Genomic DNA, 19,964 nt, shown 5'->3' with positions numbered 1-19,964 from the left:
TTGGGCCCCCGCCTGCGCGGGGGCGACGTTGTTACGCGAACCCTGAAAACACTCAGGCCTTCAGCCCCAACCGCTCCCGCGCGGCCTGATACTGCTGCGTCAACCGCGCCACCATCTCCGCCACGGTCGGCACGTCATCCATCAGGCCGACGCCCTGCCCGGCACCCCAGATATCGCGCCACGCCTTCGCGCTGCCCGAGCCGAAACTCATCTTGCTCTTGTCCGACACGGGCAGGTTGTCCGGGTCCAGCCCCGCCGCCACGATCGATTTTTTCAGGTAATTGCCATGCACGCCCGTGAACAGGTTCGTGTAGACGACGTCGGCCGCCGTCGATTCCACGATCGCGTCGCGGTAGGCGTCGGTGACGTTCGCTTCGCGCGTGGCCAGCCAGCGCGAGCCGATGTAGGCGAAGTCGGCGCCCATCGCCTGCGCGGCGAGGATGGCGTCGCCCGTGGCGATCGAGCCGGACAGCGCGATCGGGCCGTCGAAGAATTTACGCACTTCGCCCACCAGCGCGAACGGCGACAGCGCGCCCGCGTGGCCGCCGGCGCCGGCCGCGACGAGGATCAGGCCGTCCACGCCCGCTTCCAGCGCCTTTTCGGCGTGGCGGATCGAGACGACGTCGTGCATCACGATGCCGCCGTACGCATGCACGGCATCCAGCATTTCCTTCGGCGGCGCGCGCAGCGACGAGATGATGATGGGCACCTGGTGCTTCACGCACACGGCCACGTCGTGTTCCAGGCGGTCGTTCGACTGGTGCACGATCTGGTTGACGGCGATCGGGCCGACCTTGCGGTCCGGATGCGCTTCCCGGTAATCGGCCAGCTCGTGCTGGAGGTCCGTCAGCCACGTGTCGAGCTGCGCGGCCGGGCGCGCGTTCAGGGCGGGAAAGGAACCGACGATGCCCGCCTTGCACTGCGCGGCCACCAGCGCGGGACCGCTGGCGATGAACATCGGCGACGCGATGACGGGTAAGGACAGGTTTTGCAGGACGGGAGGCAGCGCCATGGATTTCTCGCGATAGTTGATCGGACCCGTCGATTATGGATTAGAAAAGCACGACCGTGCTAGATCGCTGGCTCTAATTCTTTGTCAGGGCTCGGCGAGTGTAGCGCCCTCGACGCGCGCCGCACCCGCTTTCACGAGCGCATGCACGAGCCGGTCGGCCAGGTCTGCGCTGCTGCCGTGCAAAAAACGCTCACGCGCCAGCACGAGCAGCGGCACCGTGGCGCACAGCGTTTCGACGTCGGCGAGCAGGATGCGCCGCCGTTCCAGCAGCAGAAATTTTAATAGCACCCTGGCGGCGTTCTCGGCATTGCGCACCGGGTCGGCCGCCAGGTAATCCAGGCGCGAATACGCGCGGTCCAGCGCGGCCGCCACGTCGGCGAACGGCGCCCCATGGCCGGGGATGACGGCGCGCGCGTCGAGCGTCGCGATCAGGTCCAGCGTGGCGCGCACGTCCATAAAACCGGGTTCGCCGGCCAGTTCCGGGAACACGACGCCGAAGCCGTTCTGCCACAGGGCGTCGCCGGATATCAGGACGCCTTGCTCGTCGCACCACAGCAGCAGCGCGTGCGGATCGTGGCCGGGCGCCGCGAGCGCCTGCCAGTCCAGGTCGCCCATGCGCAGGCGCTGGCCGGGTTCGAGGGCATCGTCGTACGCAAAGCGCGGGCACTGCTGGGACGTGGCGCGGAAACTCAGCGCGTCCTCGTCCCACGCGTCGACCTTCGCGCATTCCGCCCCGGGGATCGCGATGCGGCAGCGGTAGGCATCACGCAAGGCCGCGTTGCCGCCGCAGTGGTCGGCGTGCAGGTGGGTGTTGACGATGCGGTCCAGCGGACGCTCTTGCAACGCGTGGCGCACGAGGGACAGCGTCTGCGCCGCGTGCGTCACATAGCCCGTGTCGACGAGCGTGGCGCCGTCTCGTCCCGTGATGAGGATGTTGTTGGACGACAGCCAGCCGCGCTCGAACACCCGGATCGCTGGCGGCAGGGTCGGCATCAGTCGAACGGGATGTGCGCTTCGCGCCGGCGGATTTCTGACCATACGGCGCGTTTATAGTCGTCGTCGGCGCGGCTCCAGGCGACGATTTCGTCGATGGTACGCAAACAGCCCTCGCACAGGCCCGACACGGGCGACATCTTGCACACGTTGATGCAGGGAGACGGGACCGGCGTTTGCCGTTCCGGCGGAAGAGATGCGTCGCTCATGCCGCAACCCGCGCAATCTTGCCGATGAGATATCCGGCGGCGAGCACATCCGGCATGTCGAGACGAAATGGGGTATCGTGGTACGGCAGCGAGCTCCACTCGAGACAGATGCCGGGTTGGAATATTGGACACATGGAGCGCAGATTAACGTATCCGGACGAATCGCGCTTGACCGGCGGGACGACCTGCGTAGACTGAACTCGTCCGTTGCGCTTATCCCATCTGTAAGGTTCGCGCAAGCTTCGCCATCAAGACTGAACCCTCGCTCGATGCCTCAGCCACGCGCCGGCGGCATTGCCGACACACCCCACAAGGAGTGCCGATGACCCTGAATCACAAGTTCCTGGCGCAAATGCGCGCCGCGACCCGATCCCTGATACGCCGCGGCCCCGCCGTTGCCCGCACCGTCCTCCGGGAATCCGTCAAAAACGCCACCGCCATGCAGGCCGCGGCCGTCAACAGCGTTGAGCCCGTCGCGCCGCCCGCCTCGAACCAATCGACCTACGACGCCTTTTCCGACATGCTGGCCGACCTGTCCCGCCTGGGCCAGAGCGCCAACCCGTTCAACGTCCCGCCGCTGTCGACGGGCGCGGCGGCCATCGGCCTGCCCGGCCACTTCGTCGACGCCAGCTATACGAACGACGCGGGCACCCGCGACTACAAGCTGTATATTCCGAGCACGTATGCCGGCCAGCCGTCGGCGCTGCTCGTGATGCTGCACGGCTGCTCGCAGCATCCCGACGACTTCGCGCTCGGCACCGGCATGAACGCGCTGGCCGAGGAATACGGCTGCCTCGTCGCCTATCCGGCCCAGTCGCAGCAGGCCAACGCCACGCGCTGCTGGAACTGGTTCAGCGCGGCGGACCAGCAGCGCGGCCAGGGCGAGCCCGCCATCATCGCCGGGCTCACGCAGGACATCATGGCGCGCTACGTGATCGATCCGGACCAGGTGTTCGTCGCGGGCCTGTCCGCGGGCGGCGCGATGGCCGCCATCATGGGCACGCTGTATCCGGACCTGTATGCGGCCGTCGGCGTCCATTCCGGCCTGCCGTTCGCGGCCGCCCACGACCTGGCCTCGGCGATGGCCGCGATGAAAGGCGATTTCCGCACGCACCACAAGCCGGGAAAAACGCTGCCGATCATCGTGTTCCACGGCGACCGCGACACGACCGTGCACCCGGCCAATGGCGACGAGCTGATCAAGCGAAGACGACGCCATCCGTCGGAAGACGTCGTCGTCGAACCCGGCGCCGTGCCGGACGGCCACGCCTACACGCGCACGGTGCACCGCAAGCCGGACGGCAGTATCCACGCAGAACACTGGGTGATCCACGGTTCCGGCCACGCCTGGTCGGGCGGCGACATGCGCGGCAGCTATACGGACGGCCGGGGGCCGAACGCGAGCCGCGAAATGATGCGTTTTTTCCGCACCGCGCGCTGAGGGTGCTCTATGTGGCCGGCGTATCCGGCGCCCTGGCTGTCCGTTGCGCGATATGCTGCTCCAGGCAGGCCGGGCACCAGCACCCGGCCGCTTCGCCCGCGGGCGGCAGCGCGACGAAGGGCGGCAGGCGCGTGCACCAGCACGGTGCGCCGTCGTTGCCATCGACCATCGCGCAACCGAACGCGGCGCCGCAGCGTGTACAGGTACTCATGTGAAAGATTACCGTCGTGTATCCATATGTAAGGCACCTTAACGGCGGGCGCCAGAAAATACAACATGGAGCTTCTAAAATGATCACTGCGGCAGGCTAATGCCTGTAAAATCTCGCAAATTCTTTTTCGGACCCCTAATGAACGCTACGCTGACCTCGATGACGGGCGACGACCAGAATAATGACCTGACTGCGGTCTCGCCGCAGATCAAGGCGCAGATCCTGGCCGAAGCACTCCCCTACATCCGTAATTTCCACGGCAAGACCATCGTCATCAAATACGGCGGCAATGCGATGACCGAAGAACGCCTGAAACACGGCTTCGCGCGCGACGTCATCCTGCTGAAACTGGTCGGCATGAACCCGGTCGTGGTGCACGGCGGCGGCCCGCAGATCGACAACGCGCTCAAGAAGATCGGCAAGCAGGGCACCTTCGTGCAAGGCATGCGCATCACCGACGAAGAAACCATGGAAGTGGTGGAGTGGGTGCTGGGCGGCGAAGTCCAGCAGGACATCGTCATGCTGATCAACCACTACGGTGGCCAGGCAGTGGGCCTGACCGGCAAGGATGGCGGCCTGATCCGCGCACGCAAGATGGCGATGCCGGACAAGGACAAGCCGGGCGAGTTCCTTGACATCGGCTTCGTCGGCGACATCGAGGCGATCAATCCGGCCGTCGTGAAAGCGCTGCAGGACGATGCCTTCATCCCGATCATCTCGCCGATCGGCTTCGGCCAGGACGGCCAGGCGTATAACATCAACGCCGACGTCGTCGCCGGCAAGATCGCGGAAATCCTGAAGGCCGAAAAGCTGATCATGATGACCAACATCGCCGGCGTGCAGGACAAGCAGGGCAACCTGGTGACGGACCTGTCGGCGCGCGAAATCGACGAGATGTTCGCGGACGGCACGATTTCCGGCGGCATGCTGCCGAAGATCTCGTCGGCCCTGGACGCCGCCAAGTCGGGCGTGAACACCGTGCACATCATCGATGGCCGCATCGAGCACTCTTTGTTGCTGGAAGTCTTGACCGAACAGGCTTTTGGCACTATGATCCGCTCGCATTGAATTTTTGTGGCGTCTCAACAGCGCCACAAACGTTGTTTGCCCTTGTAGCTCAGTGGTAGAGCACTCCCTTGGTAAGGGAGAGGCCACGTGTTCAATCCACGTCAAGGGCACCAGGATTTGTTCCCATTCCCGCCTGTTGTGGTATCCCCGATGCCTGACGTAACGGATAAGACAGACTCTTGTCCACGCTGCGCGTTTGCCCGTCGCAGCAGGAAATGAGGAACACTCGCGGCGCGATGACAAGCGTCACATGAGCGAGACAGCAGGAAAGCTGGAGCGGTAGTTCAGTTGGTTAGAATACCGGCCTGTCACGCCGGGGGTCGCGGGTTCGAGTCCCGTCCGCTCCGCCAGAATTCAGAGAAGGGTCCGATTCGTCGGACCCTTTTTTTGTTTTCGGAGCGCCCTTCCCCCGTCCCGATATAATCGCGAGTCCCCTTGTCCGTTTGACTTTCCCGTGCCCACGCCCTCCTCTCCCGTCTGGCTGTTCGACCTCGACAACACATTGCACGACGCGTCGCACGCGATCTTCCCGGCGATCAGCGCCAACATGAACACGTATATTGCGCGCGTGCTCGGCGACGGCACCACGCCGGCGAGCCAGGAAGCCGTCAACGCGGCCCGCGTCGGCTACTGGAAGCGCTACGGCGCCACGTTGCTGGGCATGATCCGCCACCACCGCGTGGATGCGGCCGACTTCCTGCGCCAGACGCACGACATCGGCGCGCTGCAAGACCTGGTGCGTTACGAGCGCGGCCTGGAGCGCATGCTGCGCCGCCTCCCGGGCCGCAAGATCCTGCTGACGAACGCGCCGACGGCGTATTCGACCGGCGTGGTGCGCCACCTCGGGCTGCAGCGCCAGTTCGCGCACCACGTCTCGATCGAAGACATGCGCGTGCACGGCCAGCTACGTCCGAAACCGTCGAAGCTGATGCTGCGCCGCCTGCTGCGCCGCCAGGGTCTCGCAGCCGGCCGCTGCATCCTCGTCGAGGACACGCTCGTGAACCTCAAGCGCGCCAAGCAGCTCGGCGTGCGCACGGTATGGGTCACGCAATACCTGCGCTACGCCGATCCGATCGGCAAAGCCCCGCTGCCGAAGATGGTCAAACGCCCCGGTTACGTCGATGTCAAAGTAAAATCCGTTCTTCGGCTGCCCGCGCACCTGCGTCGGCTCGCACATCGATCACATACGGAAAACGTCTAACAACATGGCAAGCACCAAGCCTGGCCAACGCAAACAGCAGATCCTCCAGGCCCTGGCGGCCATGCTCGAACATCCGAAGGGCGAGAAGATCACGACGGCGGCGCTGGCCGCCCGGCTGTCGGTGTCGGAAGCGGCCCTGTACCGTCATTTCGCCAGCAAGGCGCAGATGTTCGAAGGCCTGATCGAATTCATCGAGGCGACCGTGTTCACCCTGTTCAACCAGGCCGCGGAGCGCGAGGACAACGGCGTCACCCGCGCGCATGCGATGCTGCAGATCCTGCTGTCGTTCGCCGCCAACAATCCCGGCATGACGCGCGTGCTGATCGGCGACGCGCTCGTCGGCGAGGACGATCGCCTGGTCCTGCGCATGAACCAGTTCTACGACAAGGTCGAGCTGGCGTTCAAGCAGGCGCTGCGCGTGGCCGCCACGCAGGGCCATGGGCGCGAGGAAGACGTGGCCGCGCGCGCCACCATGCTCGTCGCCTACGTGACGGGACGCTGGCACCGCTACGCCAAGAGCGGCTTCAAACAGCACCCGACCGAGAACAGTCCGCTGCAGCTGGCCCTGCTGCTCGCCGCCTGAATACCATCATGGACGCCACCGTGTTCGCCCTGCTCGACGACGCGAGCCCCGAAGGCCATGCGCAGGCGCGCTCGCGCCTGTACGGCGGCTATGCGGGCATGCTGGCCTGCCAGCGCATCGAGGACTGGCCGCGCCTGCTGGACGGCATGCAGGATGCCCTCGCGCGCGGCCTGCACGCCGTCCCCGTGCTGACCTATGAGCTGGGCGAGCAGCTGGTCGGCATCGCGCCCGCGCGCGAACTGCACGCGCCGCTGGCCCAGGTGCTGCTGTTCGAACGCTACGACATGCTGGACGCGGCCCAGGTCGACGCCTGGCTGGCGGCGCGCGCGCAAGAACAGGGGAACGGCCCGGCCGGCATCGGCGCCATGCGCGCCAACGTCGACGAGACCACGTTCGCGCACGCGATCGAACGGATCCGCGACTATATCGCGGCCGGCGACACCTACCAGGTCAATTACACCTATCGCCTCCGCTTCGACGCCTTCGGCCCCGTGTGCGCGCTGTACGCGCGCCTGCGCGCACGCCAGCCGGTGCCCTATGGCGCCCTGATCGGCCTGCCGGACGGACGCGCCGTGCTGTCGCTGTCGCCGGAACTGTTCGTGCGCCATGACGCCGGCCGCCTGCTGGCGCGGCCGATGAAGGGCACGGCGCCGGCGCACGGCGACGACCTCGTGAACGCCGTGCGCGCCCAGCATCTGGCGGCCGATCCGAAGAACCGCGCCGAAAACCTCATGATCGTCGACCTGCTGCGCAACGACCTGGGACGCATCGCGCGCACCGGCAGCGTGGGCGTGCCGGCGTTGTTCGAAGTGAAGCGCTACAGCAGCGTGCTGCAGATGACGTCGACCGTGCAGGCCCAGCTCGCGCCCGGGATCTCGTTGCGCGACATCTTCGCCGCGCTGTATCCCTGCGGTTCGATCACGGGCGCGCCCAAGCGCCGCACGATGGAAATCATCCGCGAACTGGAACCGGCCGCGCGCGGCATCTACACGGGCGCGATCGGGTGGATCGATCCGCCGCCGCCTGGAACCGGATTCGGCAAGCAGCAGGATGCGCGCGCCGGTGCCCGATTTGGCGATTTCTGTCTATCGGTCCCGATCCGCACGCTGACGCTGCAGCCGGAACAGAACGGCGTGCGCCACGGCGAGCTGGGTGTCGGCGCGGGCATCGTGTACGACAGCGACGCCGGCGCCGAGTATGCCGAATGCCGGCTCAAAGCGAGCTTCCTCACGGGACTGCCGAACGACTTCGAGATCTTCGAGACCATCTACGCCACGCGCGCCGGCGGTTGCCGCCACCTGGAGCGCCACCTCGCGCGCCTCGGCGCGTCGGCGGCGTATTTCGGCCATCCATTCAACCCCGGCCTCGCACGCAGTGCCGCGCAGGAGGCTTGCGCCGCGTTGCCGGACGATGCGCCGCACCGCGTGCGCCTCGCGTTGCGGCCGAATGGCGAGATCGTCGTGCAGACGGGCGCGCTGGCGCCGCTGGACGAGCCGGTGCGGCTGCTGCTGGCGGACGAACCGACGCACGCGCACGACGTGTTCCTGCGCCATAAGACGAGCGTTCGAAGCCGCTACGACGCCGCCTGGCGCGCGGCGGAAGGCGTGGGTGCCTTCGACACGCTGTTCTTCAACGAACGCGGCGAACTGACGGAAGGTGGACGCAGCAACGTGTTCGTGCGCATCGGCGGCCGCTGGTACACGCCGCCGCTGTCGGCGGGCGTCCTGCCCGGCGTGATGCGCGGCGTGCTGCTGGACGATCCGGCCTGGGACGCGATCGAGTGTCCGCTCACGCGCGAAAGCCTCGCGCGGGCGCAGGAGATCGTCGTCTGCAACGCCCTGCGCGGACCGCTCAGGGCCGTGCTGCATCGATAAGGATCAGCCGCCGAGCGCCTGCTCGATCTTGCCGACCAGGGTCGGATCTTCCGGCGTCACCTTGCTCGGGAAGTAGTCGATGACTTTACCGTTCCGGTCGATCAGGTATTTATTGAAATTCCACTTGGGCTGGTTGCCGGTGGCCTTGATCAGCTCCGAATACAGCGGATTGGCATTCGTGCCCGTCACGACGGTGCTGGTGAACATCGGGAATTTCACGCCGTAGGTGTTGTAGCACAGGTCGGCGATCTTCTTGGCGTCGGCGTCTTCCTGTTTAAAATCGTTCGACGGGAAGCCCAGCACGACGAGGCCGCGCGGCGCGTACTTCGCATACAGTTTTTCCAGGCCTTCGTACTGCTTGGTAAAACCGCAGTAGCTGGCCGTGTTCACCACGAGGACCACCTTGCCGCTGTACTGGCACAGGTCCTGCGGCGTTTCGTCCTGCAGGCGGTTGAAGGTGTGCTTCAACACGGCCGGGCAGCTGGCCGGATGGGCGGACGGCTGGGCAGCGGGCGTCTGCGCCAGCGCGGGCGTCGCCATCGTGGCGGAAAACGTCGCGGCGGCGCCGAGGGTGAGCAGCAAAGCGGTGGACTTGAGCATGATCGGAGAGTACGCGGGTTGGTGGATCTTCATTCTATGACAATCCGCGCGGCCCCGTGGGGTTCAGTCGTCGATCTTCACCTTGGACATGTCCGCCCTGGGCGCCGGCCACTCCAGCTTCATGCCCCGCATCGTTTCCAGCAGCAGATGGGCGATGATCAGGTTGCGGTGGGTTTTGGAGTCGGCCGGGACGACGTACCACGGCGCGTGGTCGCGGTCCGTCGCGTTGATGGTGTCGGCGTAGGCGCGCTGGTAGACATCCCACTTCGTGCGCGCGGCCAGGTCGGCCGGATCGAACTTCCAGTGCTTCTCCGGATCGTCCAGGCGCGCCTGCAGGCGCGTGCGCTGTTCGGTCTTGGAGATGTGCAGGAAGACCTTCATGAGCGTCGTCCCCGTCTCGGCCAGCATGCGCTCGAAGTCGCGGATCTGGGCGAAGCGGCGCTCGCGCGCGTCGTCGTCGAGATCGCCCGCCACGCGCGGCACGAGCACGTCTTCGTAATGGCTGCGGTTGAAGATCCCGATCTCGCCCCTGCCCGGCACGCGCGCATGCACGCGCCAGAGAAAATCGTGCGCCTTTTCCTTGTCCGTCGGGGCCACGAAGCCGGTGGCGTGCAGGCCCATCGGGTTGATCTGCGAGAACAGCGCGCGGACCGTCCCGTCCTTGCCGGAGGTGTCCATGCCCTGCAGGATCAGCAGGAGTTTCTGATCGCGCGCCGCGTACAGTTTTTCCTGCAGCTTGGCCACCTCGGCCGTCAGCTCGGTCGTCAGCTCGCGCTCGCGTTCCTTGATCTCGCCGTTTTTGAGCTTGCCCTTCTTGTCGTCGCGCAGCGGGGTATCGCCGGCATCCTTGTCGCGCAGTTCGAGGTTCTTCGGCGCGCGGAAGCGTTCCAGCATCGACGTGCTCATGCGGCCTGCTCGCCCAGCTTGCGGTGCTCGATCAGCATGCAGCGGTTCATCACGACGTCCAGGCCTGCGGCGCGGGCCAGGTCGGCGGCGACCTGGTTCTCGATGCCGAGCTGCATCCACAGGCAGCCGGCACGCACGTCGATGGCGTCCTTGGCGATGGGCGGGATCTCGTCCGGCTTGCGGAAGCAATCGACGACGTCGATGCGCGCCCCGCCGGGCGCGAGCGCGTCGGCCGCTTCCTGCAACGTGGCGTACACGGTCTCGCCGAGGATCTCCTCGCCGGCGTAGGCGGGATTGACGGGAATGATGCGGTAGCCCTGCGCCTGCAGGTAGCTGGCGACCTCCAGGCTGGCGCGCCCGGGCTTGTTCGAGAGCCCGACCACGGCCACGGTCCGGGCGGCGCGGAGGATTTGTTCGATGGTTCGCATGGCGTTGTAACTCGTCGTCTTGTCGTTGATGCCAGCTTATCAGGTTTGCATCATCGAACGGCGCCAGCTAGCACCGGGGTCAGAGCCCGAATTTTGGCAATGTACTGCAAGCCATTTCCAATAACTGGGCTCTGACCCCGGTTTTTGGAAATAAAAAAGCAGCCCGCAGGCTGCTTTTTCGGAGCGCTCGGAAGAGCGATCAGCGTCCTTTATGACGCAGCTTGGCGATGGCCGCCAGCTGGGCGATCGCCGCCGCCAGTTCGGCTTGCGCCTTGGCGTAGTCGATCTGCGAGTCCTTGTTCAGCATCAGCTCTTCGGCACGGCGCTTGGCTTCCTGGGCTTTCGCTTCGTCCAGGTCGGCACCGCGGATCGCGGTGTCGGCCAGGACCGTCACGCCTTTCGGCTGGACTTCCAGGATGCCGCCGGCGACGAACACGAACTCTTCGTCGCTGCGGCCCGGCATTTTGATGCGCACGGCACCCGGGCGGATGCGCGTGATCAAGGGGGTGTGCATCGGGTAGATACCCAGCTCACCCGATTCACCCGGCAACGCGACGAACTCGGCTTCGCCCGAAAAGATCTGCTCTTCGGCCGAGACGACGTCAACGTGAATGGTATTTGCCATGTGTGTCCTTTGAAGAGGCTAAGCTATCAAGCAGCCAGCTTCTTGGCCTTTTCGATCGCTTCTTCGATGGTGCCGACCATGTAGAACGCCTGCTCCGGCAGATGGTCCAGCTCGCCCGACGCGATCATCTTGAAGCCCTTGATCGTGTCCTTCAGCGAGACGTACTTGCCCGGCGAGCCGGTGAACACTTCGGCGACGTGGAACGGCTGCGACAGGAAACGCTGCATCTTGCGGGCGCGGGCGACGACCAGCTTGTCGTCCGGTGCCAGTTCGTCCATGCCCAGAATCGCGATGATGTCGCGCAGTTCCTTGTAGCGCTGCAGGGTGCCCTGCACGGCGCGCGCGGTCTCGTAGTGTTCCTGGCCGACGACGAGCGGGTCCAGCTGGCGCGAGGTCGAGTCGAGCGGATCCACGGCCGGGTAGATACCCAGCGAGGCGATGTCACGCGACAGCACGACGGTCGAGTCCAGGTGGGCGAAGGTGGTGGCCGGCGACGGGTCGGTCAAGTCGTCCGCAGGGACGTACACGGCCTGGATCGACGTGATCGAACCGGTCTTGGTCGACGTGATGCGCTCCTGCAGGCGGCCCATCTCTTCGGCCAGGGTCGGCTGGTAGCCCACCGCGGACGGCATACGGCCCAGCAGTGCCGACACTTCGGTACCGGCCAGGGTGTAACGGTAGATGTTGTCCACGAAGAACAGAACGTCACGGCCTTCGTCACGGAAGGACTCGGCGATCGTCAGGCCGGTCAGCGCGACGCGCAGACGGTTGCCCGGCGGTTCGTTCATCTGGCCGTAGACCATCGCCACTTTCGAGTTGCCCAGGTTTTCCAGGTCGACGACCTTGGAATCCGCCATCTCGTGGTAGAAGTCGTTACCTTCACGGGTACGCTCACCGACGCCGGCGAACACGGACAGACCCGAGTGCGCCTTCGCGATGTTGTTGATCAGTTCCATCATGTTGACGGTCTTGCCGACGCCGGCGCCGCCGAACAGGCCGACTTTACCGCCCTTGGCGAACGGGCACACCAGGTCGATCACCTTGATGCCGGTTTCCAGCAGGTCCTGCGACGGCGACAGCTCGTCGTACTTCGGCGCTTCGCGGTGGATCGATGCGGTGCGCTCCAGGCTGACCGGACCGCGCTCGTCGATCGGGTTGCCCAGCACGTCCATGATGCGGCCCAGCGTGGCCGGACCGACCGGCACGGTGATCGGCTTGCCGGTGTTCTGGATGCTCATGCCGCGACGCAGGCCTTCGGAGCTGCCCAGCGCAATGGTACGGACCACGCCGTCGCCCAGCTGCTGCTGTACTTCGAGGGTCAGTTCCGAGCCTTCCATTTTCAGTGCGTCATAGACCTTCGGCATCGCGTTACGCGGGAATTCCACGTCGACCACGGCGCCGATACACTGAACGATTTTGCCATCAGCCATTTTCGTTCCTTCAGATATAGTTTTAATTCGTTAAGATCTTTGGAGGCGACGTCAAGCGCGCCCGCGCTCGCCACCGCCCCGCGATCAAAGAGTTTTCGTCAGGCGCTGATAGCAGCCGCGCCGGAAACGATCTCGGAGAGTTCCTTGGTAATCGCAGCCTGGCGGGTCTTGTTATAGACCAGCTTCAGTTCGCCGATGACGCTACCCGCGTTGTCGCTTGCCGCCTTCATCGCCACCATGCGTGCCGATTGCTCGGACGACAGGTTCTCGGCGACCGCCTGGTAGACCAGCGCCTCGACGTAGCGCACCAGCAGTTCATCGATGACGGCAGCCGCGTCCGGTTCATAGATGTAATCCCATCCATAACCGCCCTTGTCGGCTTCGAGGGCCTTGGCCGGCAGCGGCAGCAGCTGCTCGACGACGGGCTCCTGCTTCATCGTGTTGATGAACCGGGTGTAGCACAGGTAGACGGCGTTCAGCCTGCCATCCTGGAAAGCGTCCAGCATCACCTTGACCGGGCCGATCAGCTTTTCCAGGTGCGGCGTGTCGCCGATCTGGGTCAGGCTCGACACGACGTTCACGCCGATACGATTGAGGAAACCGAGGCCCTTGTTGCCGATGGCGACCGCTTCGATCCGGGTGCCTGCCTGTTCCAGCTCGCGCGTCTTCTGCGTCACCTGGCGCAACACGTTGGTGTTCATGCCGCCGCACAGACCCTTGTCCGTGGTGACGACGATGAAGCCGACCGCATTTTGCTTCGCATCCTTGGCCGTGGCCATGAACGGGTGCGTGTACTCCGGATTAGCGGAAGCAAGATTGGCGGTGATGTTGCGAATCTTCTCACTGTATGGACGGGCGGCACGCATCCGTTCCTGCGCCTTGCGCATCTTGGACGCGGCGACCATTTCCATCGCCTTGGTGATCTTCTTCGTATTCTCTACGCTTTTGATCTTGCCACGTATCTCTTTGCCTACTGCCATGAGTCCTTACTCCTTTGGTTTGAGGGCCGCAGCCAGCTTCCAGCGGCCCTCGCCCTGATGGACGGGACGGGGGCGCCGTCTCGGCGGCGCGCCCGTCCCCGATCGATCAGAATGCTTTCTTGAAATCAGCAACGGCGGCGGCCAGCGTAGCTTCGCCGTCCTTGTCCAGTTGCTTGGTTTCTTCGATCTTCGACAGGAGGGCAGCTTGCTTGGTCTTCAGGTAGCCGTGCAGGCCGGCTTCGAAGGCCAGCACTTGCTTGACGTCGATGTCGTCGAAGTAGCCCTTGTTGACGGCGAACAGCGACGCGGCCATCAGCGAGATCGGCAGCGGCGAGTATTGCGGCTGCTTCAGCAGTTCGGTCACGCGGGCACCGCGGTCCAGCTGCTTGCGGGTCGATTCGTCCAGGTCCGATGCGAACTGCGCGAACGCGGCCAGCTCACGGTACTGCGCCAGGTCGGTACGGATACCGCCGGACAGGCCCTTGATGACCTTGGTCTGGGCGGCGCCACCGACGCGCGACACCGAGATACCGGCGTTGATCGCAGGACGGATACCGGCGTTGAACAGCGAGGTCTCCAGGAAGATCTGGCCGTCGGTAATCGAGATCACGTTGGTCGGCACGAATGCCGAGACGTCGCCCGCTTGCGTTTCGATGATCGGCAGTGCGGTCAGCGAACCGGTCTTGCCCTTGACGGCGCCGCCGGTGAAGGCTTCGACGTAGTCGGCGTTGACGCGTGCGGCACGCTCCAGCAGACGGCTGTGCAGGTAGAACACGTCGCCCGGGTAGGCTTCGCGGCCCGGCGGACGGCGCAGCAGCAGCGAGATCTGGCGGTAGGCGACTGCCTGCTTCGACAGGTCGTCGTACACGATCAGCGCGTCTTCGCCGCGGTCGCGGAAGTATTCGCCCATCGCGCAGCCCGAGTAGGCCGAGATGTATTGCATGGCGGCCGATTCCGAAGCGGAAGCGGCGACGACGATCGTGTACTCCATCGCGCCGTGCTGTTCCAGCGAACGCACGATGTTCTTGATGGTCGATGCTTTCTGGCCGATCGCAACGTACACGCAGGTCATGTTCTGACCCTTCTGGTTGATGATCGCGTCGACTGCCACGGCCGACTTGCCGGTCTGGCGGTCGCCAATGATCAGCTCGCGCTGGCCACGGCCGATCGGCACCATCGAGTCGATTGCCTTGAGGCCGGTCTGCATCGGCTGCGACACGGATTCACGCGCGATCACGCCCGGCGCGATCTTTTCGACGGCGGCGGTCAGGGTGGTGTTGATCGGACCCTTGCCGTCGATCGGCTGGCCCAGGGCGTTGACGACGCGGCCGCGCAGTTCCGGGCCGATCGGCACTTCCAGGATGCGGCCGGTGGTCTTGACCACGTCGCCTTCCGAGATGTGCTCGTAGTTACCCAGCACCACGGCGCCGACCGAGTCGCGCTCCAGGTTCATGGCGAGGCCGAAGGTGTTGCCGGGGAATTCCAGCATCTCGCCCTGCATCACGTCCGACAGACCATGGATGCGGCAGATACCGTCGGCGACGGAAATGACCGTGCCTTGATTGCGAACTTCAGCGGAACCCTCGAGACCCTGGATCCGGCTCTTGATCAGTTCACTGATTTCAGATGGGTTAAGTTGCATGAGTGCTAACTCCTAATAGTTTCTTGATGCGTAGGGCAAGGGCGTCGGGCGCCGGCGTATCGTGCGAATTCCTCAGGCCGTGAGCGCAACATGCATCTGTTGCAGCTTGGCACGCACCGAGGTATCGAGCACTTCGTCGCCAACGACCACGCGCACACCACCGATCAGCGAAGGATCCACTGTCACCGTTGGGTTCAGCTTGCGGCCAAATTTCTTTTCCAGCGATGCGGCCAGCTGCGCCACCTGCGCCGGGGCGAGCTCGAACGCGCTGAAGACATGCGCGTCGGCGGCGCCTTCCTGCGCATTCTTCAGTTCGTTGAACTGGGCGGCGATTTGGGTCAGCAGGACGACGCGGCCGTTTTCGGCCAGCATCGAGATAAAGTTCTTCGCTTCAGCGTTCAGCGGCGACTTGACCAGGGACGCAATCGTGTCGGCCAGCTGGGCTTGCGTAACGTTCGGGTTATTGGCGAACGCTTGCACGTCGGCACTGGCACCGATCTGGGCCAGTTCCGACACGACGGCCGACCAGGCGTTCATGTCGCCGGCTTGGGCGACACGGAACAGCGCTTCGGCGTAAGGGCGGGCAACGGTTGCGAGCTCAGCCATGATTACAGCTCGGTCGCCAGTTGGTTCAGCAGGTCGGCGTGGGCCGCTGCGTTCACTTCGCGCTTGAGGATCTGCTCGGCACCCGCGACGGCCAGCGTGGCCACCTGGGCGCGCAGTTCTTCGCGGGCCTTGCTCATTTGTTGCTCGGCTTCGGCACGGGCCTGGGCGATGATGCGGTCGGCTTCGGCCTGGGCATTGGCCTTGATCTCGTCGGCGACCATCTGGGCGCGCTTTTCGGCGTCGGCGATGCGCTTGGCGCCTTCGTCGCGGGCGCTGGCCAGTTCGACCTGCACGCGCTTCTCGGCAGCGGCCATGGCCTGCTTGCCCTGGTCGGCCGCGGCCAGACCTTCAGCGATTTTCGTCGCACGTGCGTCCAGGGCCCCCATCACCGGCGGCCACACGAATTTCGCGACGACCCACGCCAGGATGAGGAACACAATGGACTGCACAAACATTGTGGCGTTTAAGTTCACAGCTTTTTCCTTCTCAGAATGAAGTACGCCGGGCCGGCGCTAGGTGCGTCGATGGCCCGGCTATTCGAAGAATCCGGGATTTAGGCGCCGAACGGATTTGCGAAGGCAAACATCATCGCGATACCGACACCGATCAGGAATGCAGCGTCGATCAGGCCGGCCAGCAGGAACATCTTGGTCTGCAGCGTGTTCATCAGTTCAGGCTGACGGGCCGAAGCTTCGATGTACTTACCGCCCATCACACCAATACCGATACATGCACCGATGGCGCCCAGACCAATGATCAGACCGCAAGCCAGTGCTACGAACGCGACGTTAGTCATCAAAAACTCCTTAGATAATCAAAAAAAGTAAAAAATAAAATTACTGGATACTGCAAAACGAGAATGCCGCTTAGTGACCTTCATGCGCCTGGCCGAGATACACCAGCGTCAGCATCATGAAAATGAAAGCTTGCAACAACACGATCAGGATGTGGAACACTGCCCAGATCGAACCGGCGAAAATGTGCAGGCCCGACAGCAGGACACTCTGGGTCGTGAAGCCAACCCACTGTGCACCCAGCAGCGCGATCAGCAGGAAGATCAGTTCGCCAGCAAACATGTTGCCGAACAGTCGCATTGCGAGCGAAACAGTTTTTGCAGCGAATTCAATGAGGTTCAGGCCAAAATTGGGGATCCACAGGGCCGGATGGGCGCCGAACGGTGCGCAGAACAACTCGTGCACGAAACCGCCTGCGCCCTTGATCTTGACGTTGTAGTAGAGCATGAAGAACAGCACGACCAGCGACATGCCCAGCGTACCGTTCAGGTCAGCGGTCGGGACGACGCGGAAGAACGGCTCGTGGCCTTCTGCATTATGGATGCCCAGCGCACGGAAACCGCTGGCGAACAGGTCGACCGGCAGGAAGTCCATCGAGTTCATCAGGATGACCCAGATGAACACGGTCAGCGCGAGCGGCGCGATGAAGCTGCGGTTACCATGGACGATGGCCTTGGACTGGTCTTCGACCATCTCGACGATCATTTCGACGAAGCCCTGGAAACGGCCCGGCACGCCGGTGGTGACGCGGCGCGCGGCGGCGATCAGGACGATCGAGGTAACGACCGCGAGCATGATCGACCATAAAATGGTGTCATAGTGGATGACGGAAAAGTCGATCGGTCCGTGCTGGACGCCGGACGCGTTGTGATGCAAGTGGTGCTTGATATATTCGCCAGCAGTGATGACGTGCTCACCCGCTGGTTGTGCTGCTCCCGCCACGTTTTCAGTAGTCATTTACGGTGCCTAAACAATAAGATGATGTAACTTTTGAGCGCCACGATGAAGCCGCCGAGGAGCGCCGGCCAGTTCAAATCGTGGTACAGCCAGACAGTCGCCCCTAGGAAAGCGAGTGTCGACGCAATCTTTATAAATTCGCCGATGAAAAACGACATCGGGTTTGCGGCGCCCGGTCGGCGCGCGCTTGCGAACAGGCGCAGCGCGAACAGGCCGTTGGGGACGACACAACACAATCCACCCAGAACCGCGGAAAACATCGCAGCCCCGCCCCACAGCAGTCCGGCGATCAAGCCAGCGACTGTTGTTGCTATTAATTGCAGGGAGACTATGCGCAGCATATTTTTATTTTCGCGCTAGCCGTCGGGAAACGAGTTACGGCGTGGTAATTACAGAAATCCCCGAGATTATAAGTGGTTGTACTAAGTGGAGTCAAACGATTCTGCCCGGGTAAAGTTGCTTGATTTGATAACAAAAGCACGGAAAACGAGACATCGGGATTGTGACGCGGCAGCGCCTGGCGTACGTCTCGGGATGCGGGATAACGCAGTATGCGCCATGGGTTGTAACCCTGGAACGGCGGCGCAGCGACGCTTTTTTGACCCGCCGTGCATGGGTCGACGGCGCGCGCCGCCGTTGTGCCCAAATTACAACATGCGTCGTGGTGACGGCGCCGCGGGGTGCGGCGGATGCGGCGGATGTGGCTCAGGCGCTCAGGCGCGCAGGCGCGCGAGCACGGTGTCGAGAATGTCGAGGTCGGCGAAGTCGATGATCAGCTGTCCCTTGCCCCGCGGTCCCATCTTGAACGCGACGGGCGTCGCGAGGCGGTCGGACAGTTCTTCCTCGAGGCGCACGATGTCGCCCGACTTTTCTTTCTGGCGCGCGGCGGCCGGCGGCGCGCTCTGCTCTTCGAGCGTGCGTGCCACCATCTTTTCCGTCTCGCGCACGGACAGGCGCTTGGCGATCACCTGGTTCGCCAGCGCGATCTGGCTCGCCGCATCGACGGCGAGCAGCGCGCGCGCGTGCCCCATGTCGATGTCGCCAGCCATCAGCATCGTCTGCACGGGTTGCGCGAGATTCACGAGGCGCAGCAGGTTCGACACGGCGCTGCGCGAACGGCCGACGGCCTGGGCCGCCTGCTCGTGGGTAAAACTGAATTCCGAGATCAGGCGCGCGATGCCCTGCGCTTCTTCCAGCGGATTGAGGTCTTCGCGCTGGATGTTCTCGATCAGCGCCATCGCGGCGGCGTTCTGGTCGTCGACGTCGCGCACGAGGACCGGGATCTCGTCCAGGCCCGCCAGCTGCGCCGCGCGGAAGCGCCGTTCGCCGGCGATGATCTCGTAGCGGGCGCCCGAGGCGGCACCATCGATCGGACGCACGAGCACCGGCTGCATGATGCCCTGGGATTTGATCGACGCGGCCAGTTCGGACAGCGAGCCGTCGTCCATGCGCGTGCGCGGCTGGTATTTGCCGGCCTGGATCTGCGCGACGGGAAGCAGGGACGGCGTACCGCTGGGCGTGGCCGGCGTTTCCGGGGCGTCCCCGCCGAGCAGCGCATCGAGGCCGCGGCCGAGACCTTTGAGTTTTTTGGTTGCCATGACGTTTTTATGTTCTGGTTACATTGTCTTGATGCGCTCGACCATCTCCGCGCCGAAGGCGATATACGCCTGCGCGCCTTTCGAGGACGGATCGAACGTCACGCCCGGGATGCCGTACGACGGCGCTTCCGCCAGGCGCACGTTGCGCGGGATGATCGTCTTGAAGACCTTGTCGCCGAAATGCTGTTCGAGCTGGCTTGACACCTGCTGCGACAGCGTCATGCGCGGATCGAACATCACGCGCAGCAGCCCGATGATGCGCAGGTCATGGTTCAGGTTCGCGTGCACCTTCTTGATCGTGTTCACGAGATCGGACAGGCCCTCCAGCGCGTAATACTCGCACTGCATCGGGATGATGACGCCATGCGCCGACACGAGGCCGTTCAGGGTCAGCATCGACAGCGCCGGCGGACAGTCGATGAGGATGAAGTCGTAGTCGGCGTCGACCTTGGCCAGTGCTTCCTTCAAGCGGCGCTCGCGGTTTTCCAGCTCGACCATCTCGACTTCCGCGCCGGCCAGTTCGCGGTTGGCCGGCAGCACGTCGAAGCGCCCTGCTTCGCTGCGCAGGCGCGCCGCGGCCACCTCGGCCTCACCCAGCAGCACCTCGTAGATCGACGAAGTCAGTCCCGCCTTGTTGATGCCCGCGCCCATGGTGGCATTGCCCTGCGGGTCGAGGTCGACCAGCAGCACGCGCTGGTCCAACTTGGCGAGACCGGCGGACAGGTTCACGCTGGTGGTGGTCTTGCCGACCCCGCCCTTCTGATTTGCTACGCAAAAAATTTTCGCCATGTATGCCCTTGTCAGTC

The 19,964-nt window shown here is 64.2% G+C and carries 23 protein-coding genes and 2 tRNA genes; 7 read left to right on the top strand and 18 right to left on the bottom strand.

Annotated elements, in window-relative coordinates; all coding sequences use genetic code 11:
* Window positions 1-52: 52 nt before the first annotated feature.
* The 3 genes from ACEN9Q_RS26075 to ACEN9Q_RS26065 all read right to left on the bottom strand — a co-directional run bounded on the left by ACEN9Q_RS26075 (window position 53) and on the right by ACEN9Q_RS26065 (window position 2,214).
* Window positions 53-1,012 (bottom strand): NAD(P)H-dependent flavin oxidoreductase, encoded by a 960-nt coding sequence (locus ACEN9Q_RS26075; RefSeq protein WP_056437503.1) that lies wholly within the window; start codon window positions 1,010-1,012, stop codon window positions 53-55.
* Window positions 1,013-1,096: 84 nt separating this feature from the next.
* Window positions 1,097-2,005 carry an MBL fold metallo-hydrolase gene (locus ACEN9Q_RS26070; RefSeq protein WP_495626549.1) on the bottom strand — a complete coding sequence of 303 codons (909 nt, stop codon included), beginning with the start codon at window positions 2,003-2,005 and terminating at the stop codon, window positions 1,097-1,099.
* On the bottom strand, window positions 2,005-2,214 hold the full coding sequence (locus tag ACEN9Q_RS26065) for a DUF1289 domain-containing protein (protein ID WP_056437500.1): 210 nt from the start codon (window positions 2,212-2,214) through the stop codon (window positions 2,005-2,007). Before ACEN9Q_RS26065 ends, ACEN9Q_RS26070 begins: the two co-directional genes overlap by 1 nt.
* Before the next feature lie 322 nt (window positions 2,215-2,536).
* Here ACEN9Q_RS26065 and ACEN9Q_RS26060 point away from each other — a divergent pair, with 322 nt between their 5' ends.
* Window positions 2,537-3,655 (top strand): extracellular catalytic domain type 1 short-chain-length polyhydroxyalkanoate depolymerase, encoded by a 1,119-nt coding sequence (locus tag ACEN9Q_RS26060; protein WP_495626548.1) that lies wholly within the window; start codon window positions 2,537-2,539, stop codon window positions 3,653-3,655.
* 7 nt (window positions 3,656-3,662) lie between these two features.
* Here ACEN9Q_RS26060 and ACEN9Q_RS26055 read toward each other — a convergent pair whose 3' ends face one another.
* Window positions 3,663-3,866, bottom strand: a complete 204-nt coding sequence (locus ACEN9Q_RS26055) for a cysteine-rich CWC family protein (protein ID WP_495626547.1) — start codon at window positions 3,864-3,866, stop codon at window positions 3,663-3,665.
* A gap of 159 nt (window positions 3,867-4,025) precedes the next feature.
* On the opposite strand from ACEN9Q_RS26055, the gene argB reads away from it, so the two are divergent.
* The 6 genes from argB to ACEN9Q_RS26025 all read left to right on the top strand — a co-directional run bounded on the left by argB (window position 4,026) and on the right by ACEN9Q_RS26025 (window position 8,592).
* Complete coding sequence (gene argB / locus ACEN9Q_RS26050) at window positions 4,026-4,934, top strand: acetylglutamate kinase (protein WP_056437493.1); 909 nt, start codon at window positions 4,026-4,028, stop codon at window positions 4,932-4,934.
* A 38-nt stretch (window positions 4,935-4,972) separates the two neighbouring features.
* Window positions 4,973-5,047, top strand: a tRNA-Thr gene (locus ACEN9Q_RS26045).
* Between the two features lie 160 nt (window positions 5,048-5,207).
* Window positions 5,208-5,284: transfer RNA gene (locus ACEN9Q_RS26040), tRNA-Asp, on the top strand.
* Window positions 5,285-5,388: 104 nt separating this feature from the next.
* On the top strand, window positions 5,389-6,135 hold the full coding sequence (locus ACEN9Q_RS26035) for a pyrimidine 5'-nucleotidase (protein ID WP_495626546.1): 747 nt from the start codon (window positions 5,389-5,391) through the stop codon (window positions 6,133-6,135).
* Between the two features lie 4 nt (window positions 6,136-6,139).
* Complete coding sequence (gene slmA / locus ACEN9Q_RS26030; protein WP_056437491.1) at window positions 6,140-6,718, top strand: nucleoid occlusion factor SlmA; 579 nt, start codon at window positions 6,140-6,142, stop codon at window positions 6,716-6,718.
* A gap of 8 nt (window positions 6,719-6,726) precedes the next feature.
* Window positions 6,727-8,592, top strand: a complete 1,866-nt coding sequence (locus ACEN9Q_RS26025) for a chorismate-binding protein (protein WP_495626545.1) — start codon at window positions 6,727-6,729, stop codon at window positions 8,590-8,592.
* A gap of 3 nt (window positions 8,593-8,595) precedes the next feature.
* On the opposite strand, the gene ACEN9Q_RS26020 is transcribed toward ACEN9Q_RS26025, so the two are convergent.
* The 14 genes from ACEN9Q_RS26020 to ACEN9Q_RS25955 all read right to left on the bottom strand — a co-directional run bounded on the left by ACEN9Q_RS26020 (window position 8,596) and on the right by ACEN9Q_RS25955 (window position 19,947).
* Window positions 8,596-9,225: a glutathione peroxidase gene (locus tag ACEN9Q_RS26020; RefSeq protein ID WP_495626544.1), complete on the bottom strand. Its 630-nt coding sequence runs from the start codon at window positions 9,223-9,225 to the stop codon at window positions 8,596-8,598.
* Between the two features lie 30 nt (window positions 9,226-9,255).
* Window positions 9,256-10,098 carry a PPK2 family polyphosphate kinase gene (locus ACEN9Q_RS26015; protein WP_056437483.1) on the bottom strand — a complete coding sequence of 281 codons (843 nt, stop codon included), beginning with the start codon at window positions 10,096-10,098 and terminating at the stop codon, window positions 9,256-9,258.
* Window positions 10,095-10,526: a CoA-binding protein gene (locus ACEN9Q_RS26010; protein WP_056437481.1), complete on the bottom strand. Its 432-nt coding sequence runs from the start codon at window positions 10,524-10,526 to the stop codon at window positions 10,095-10,097. The genes ACEN9Q_RS26015 and ACEN9Q_RS26010 overlap by 4 nt, the downstream gene beginning before the upstream one ends.
* Before the next feature lie 199 nt (window positions 10,527-10,725).
* Window positions 10,726-11,151 carry a F0F1 ATP synthase subunit epsilon gene (locus tag ACEN9Q_RS26005; protein WP_056437478.1) on the bottom strand — a complete coding sequence of 142 codons (426 nt, stop codon included), beginning with the start codon at window positions 11,149-11,151 and terminating at the stop codon, window positions 10,726-10,728.
* A 26-nt stretch (window positions 11,152-11,177) separates the two neighbouring features.
* On the bottom strand, window positions 11,178-12,581 hold the full coding sequence (gene atpD / locus ACEN9Q_RS26000) for a F0F1 ATP synthase subunit beta (RefSeq protein WP_056437476.1): 1,404 nt from the start codon (window positions 12,579-12,581) through the stop codon (window positions 11,178-11,180).
* A gap of 98 nt (window positions 12,582-12,679) precedes the next feature.
* The gene (gene atpG, locus ACEN9Q_RS25995; protein WP_056437474.1) at window positions 12,680-13,561 is read right to left on the bottom strand and encodes a F0F1 ATP synthase subunit gamma; all 882 of its coding nucleotides are present in this window, start codon (window positions 13,559-13,561) and stop codon (window positions 12,680-12,682) included.
* Window positions 13,562-13,667: 106 nt separating this feature from the next.
* Window positions 13,668-15,203 (bottom strand): F0F1 ATP synthase subunit alpha, encoded by a 1,536-nt coding sequence (gene atpA / locus ACEN9Q_RS25990; protein WP_056437472.1) that lies wholly within the window; start codon window positions 15,201-15,203, stop codon window positions 13,668-13,670.
* Between the two features lie 72 nt (window positions 15,204-15,275).
* Window positions 15,276-15,809: a F0F1 ATP synthase subunit delta gene (locus ACEN9Q_RS25985; protein WP_056437469.1), complete on the bottom strand. Its 534-nt coding sequence runs from the start codon at window positions 15,807-15,809 to the stop codon at window positions 15,276-15,278.
* Between the two features lie 2 nt (window positions 15,810-15,811).
* Window positions 15,812-16,282, bottom strand: a complete 471-nt coding sequence (locus ACEN9Q_RS25980) for a F0F1 ATP synthase subunit B (protein WP_056437466.1) — start codon at window positions 16,280-16,282, stop codon at window positions 15,812-15,814.
* Between the two features lie 80 nt (window positions 16,283-16,362).
* Entirely contained in the window at window positions 16,363-16,605 is a 243-nt protein-coding gene (gene atpE, locus ACEN9Q_RS25975) for a F0F1 ATP synthase subunit C (RefSeq protein ID WP_258812922.1), read from the bottom strand.
* 70 nt (window positions 16,606-16,675) lie between these two features.
* Window positions 16,676-17,560: a F0F1 ATP synthase subunit A gene (atpB, locus tag ACEN9Q_RS25970; protein WP_495626543.1), complete on the bottom strand. Its 885-nt coding sequence runs from the start codon at window positions 17,558-17,560 to the stop codon at window positions 16,676-16,678.
* A complete protein-coding gene (locus tag ACEN9Q_RS25965; protein WP_056437460.1) occupies window positions 17,557-17,901 on the bottom strand; it encodes an ATP synthase subunit I in 345 nt (114 codons plus the stop codon). Before ACEN9Q_RS25965 ends, atpB begins: the two co-directional genes overlap by 4 nt.
* A gap of 372 nt (window positions 17,902-18,273) precedes the next feature.
* On the bottom strand, window positions 18,274-19,158 hold the full coding sequence (locus ACEN9Q_RS25960) for a ParB/RepB/Spo0J family partition protein (protein ID WP_056437457.1): 885 nt from the start codon (window positions 19,156-19,158) through the stop codon (window positions 18,274-18,276).
* An 18-nt stretch (window positions 19,159-19,176) separates the two neighbouring features.
* Complete coding sequence (locus ACEN9Q_RS25955; RefSeq protein WP_056437454.1) at window positions 19,177-19,947, bottom strand: ParA family protein; 771 nt, start codon at window positions 19,945-19,947, stop codon at window positions 19,177-19,179.
* Window positions 19,948-19,964 lie beyond the last annotated feature (17 nt).

This window comes from Massilia sp. Masssp93 (assembly GCF_059491295.1).
This window is presented reverse-complemented; position numbering and strand designations above follow the sequence as displayed.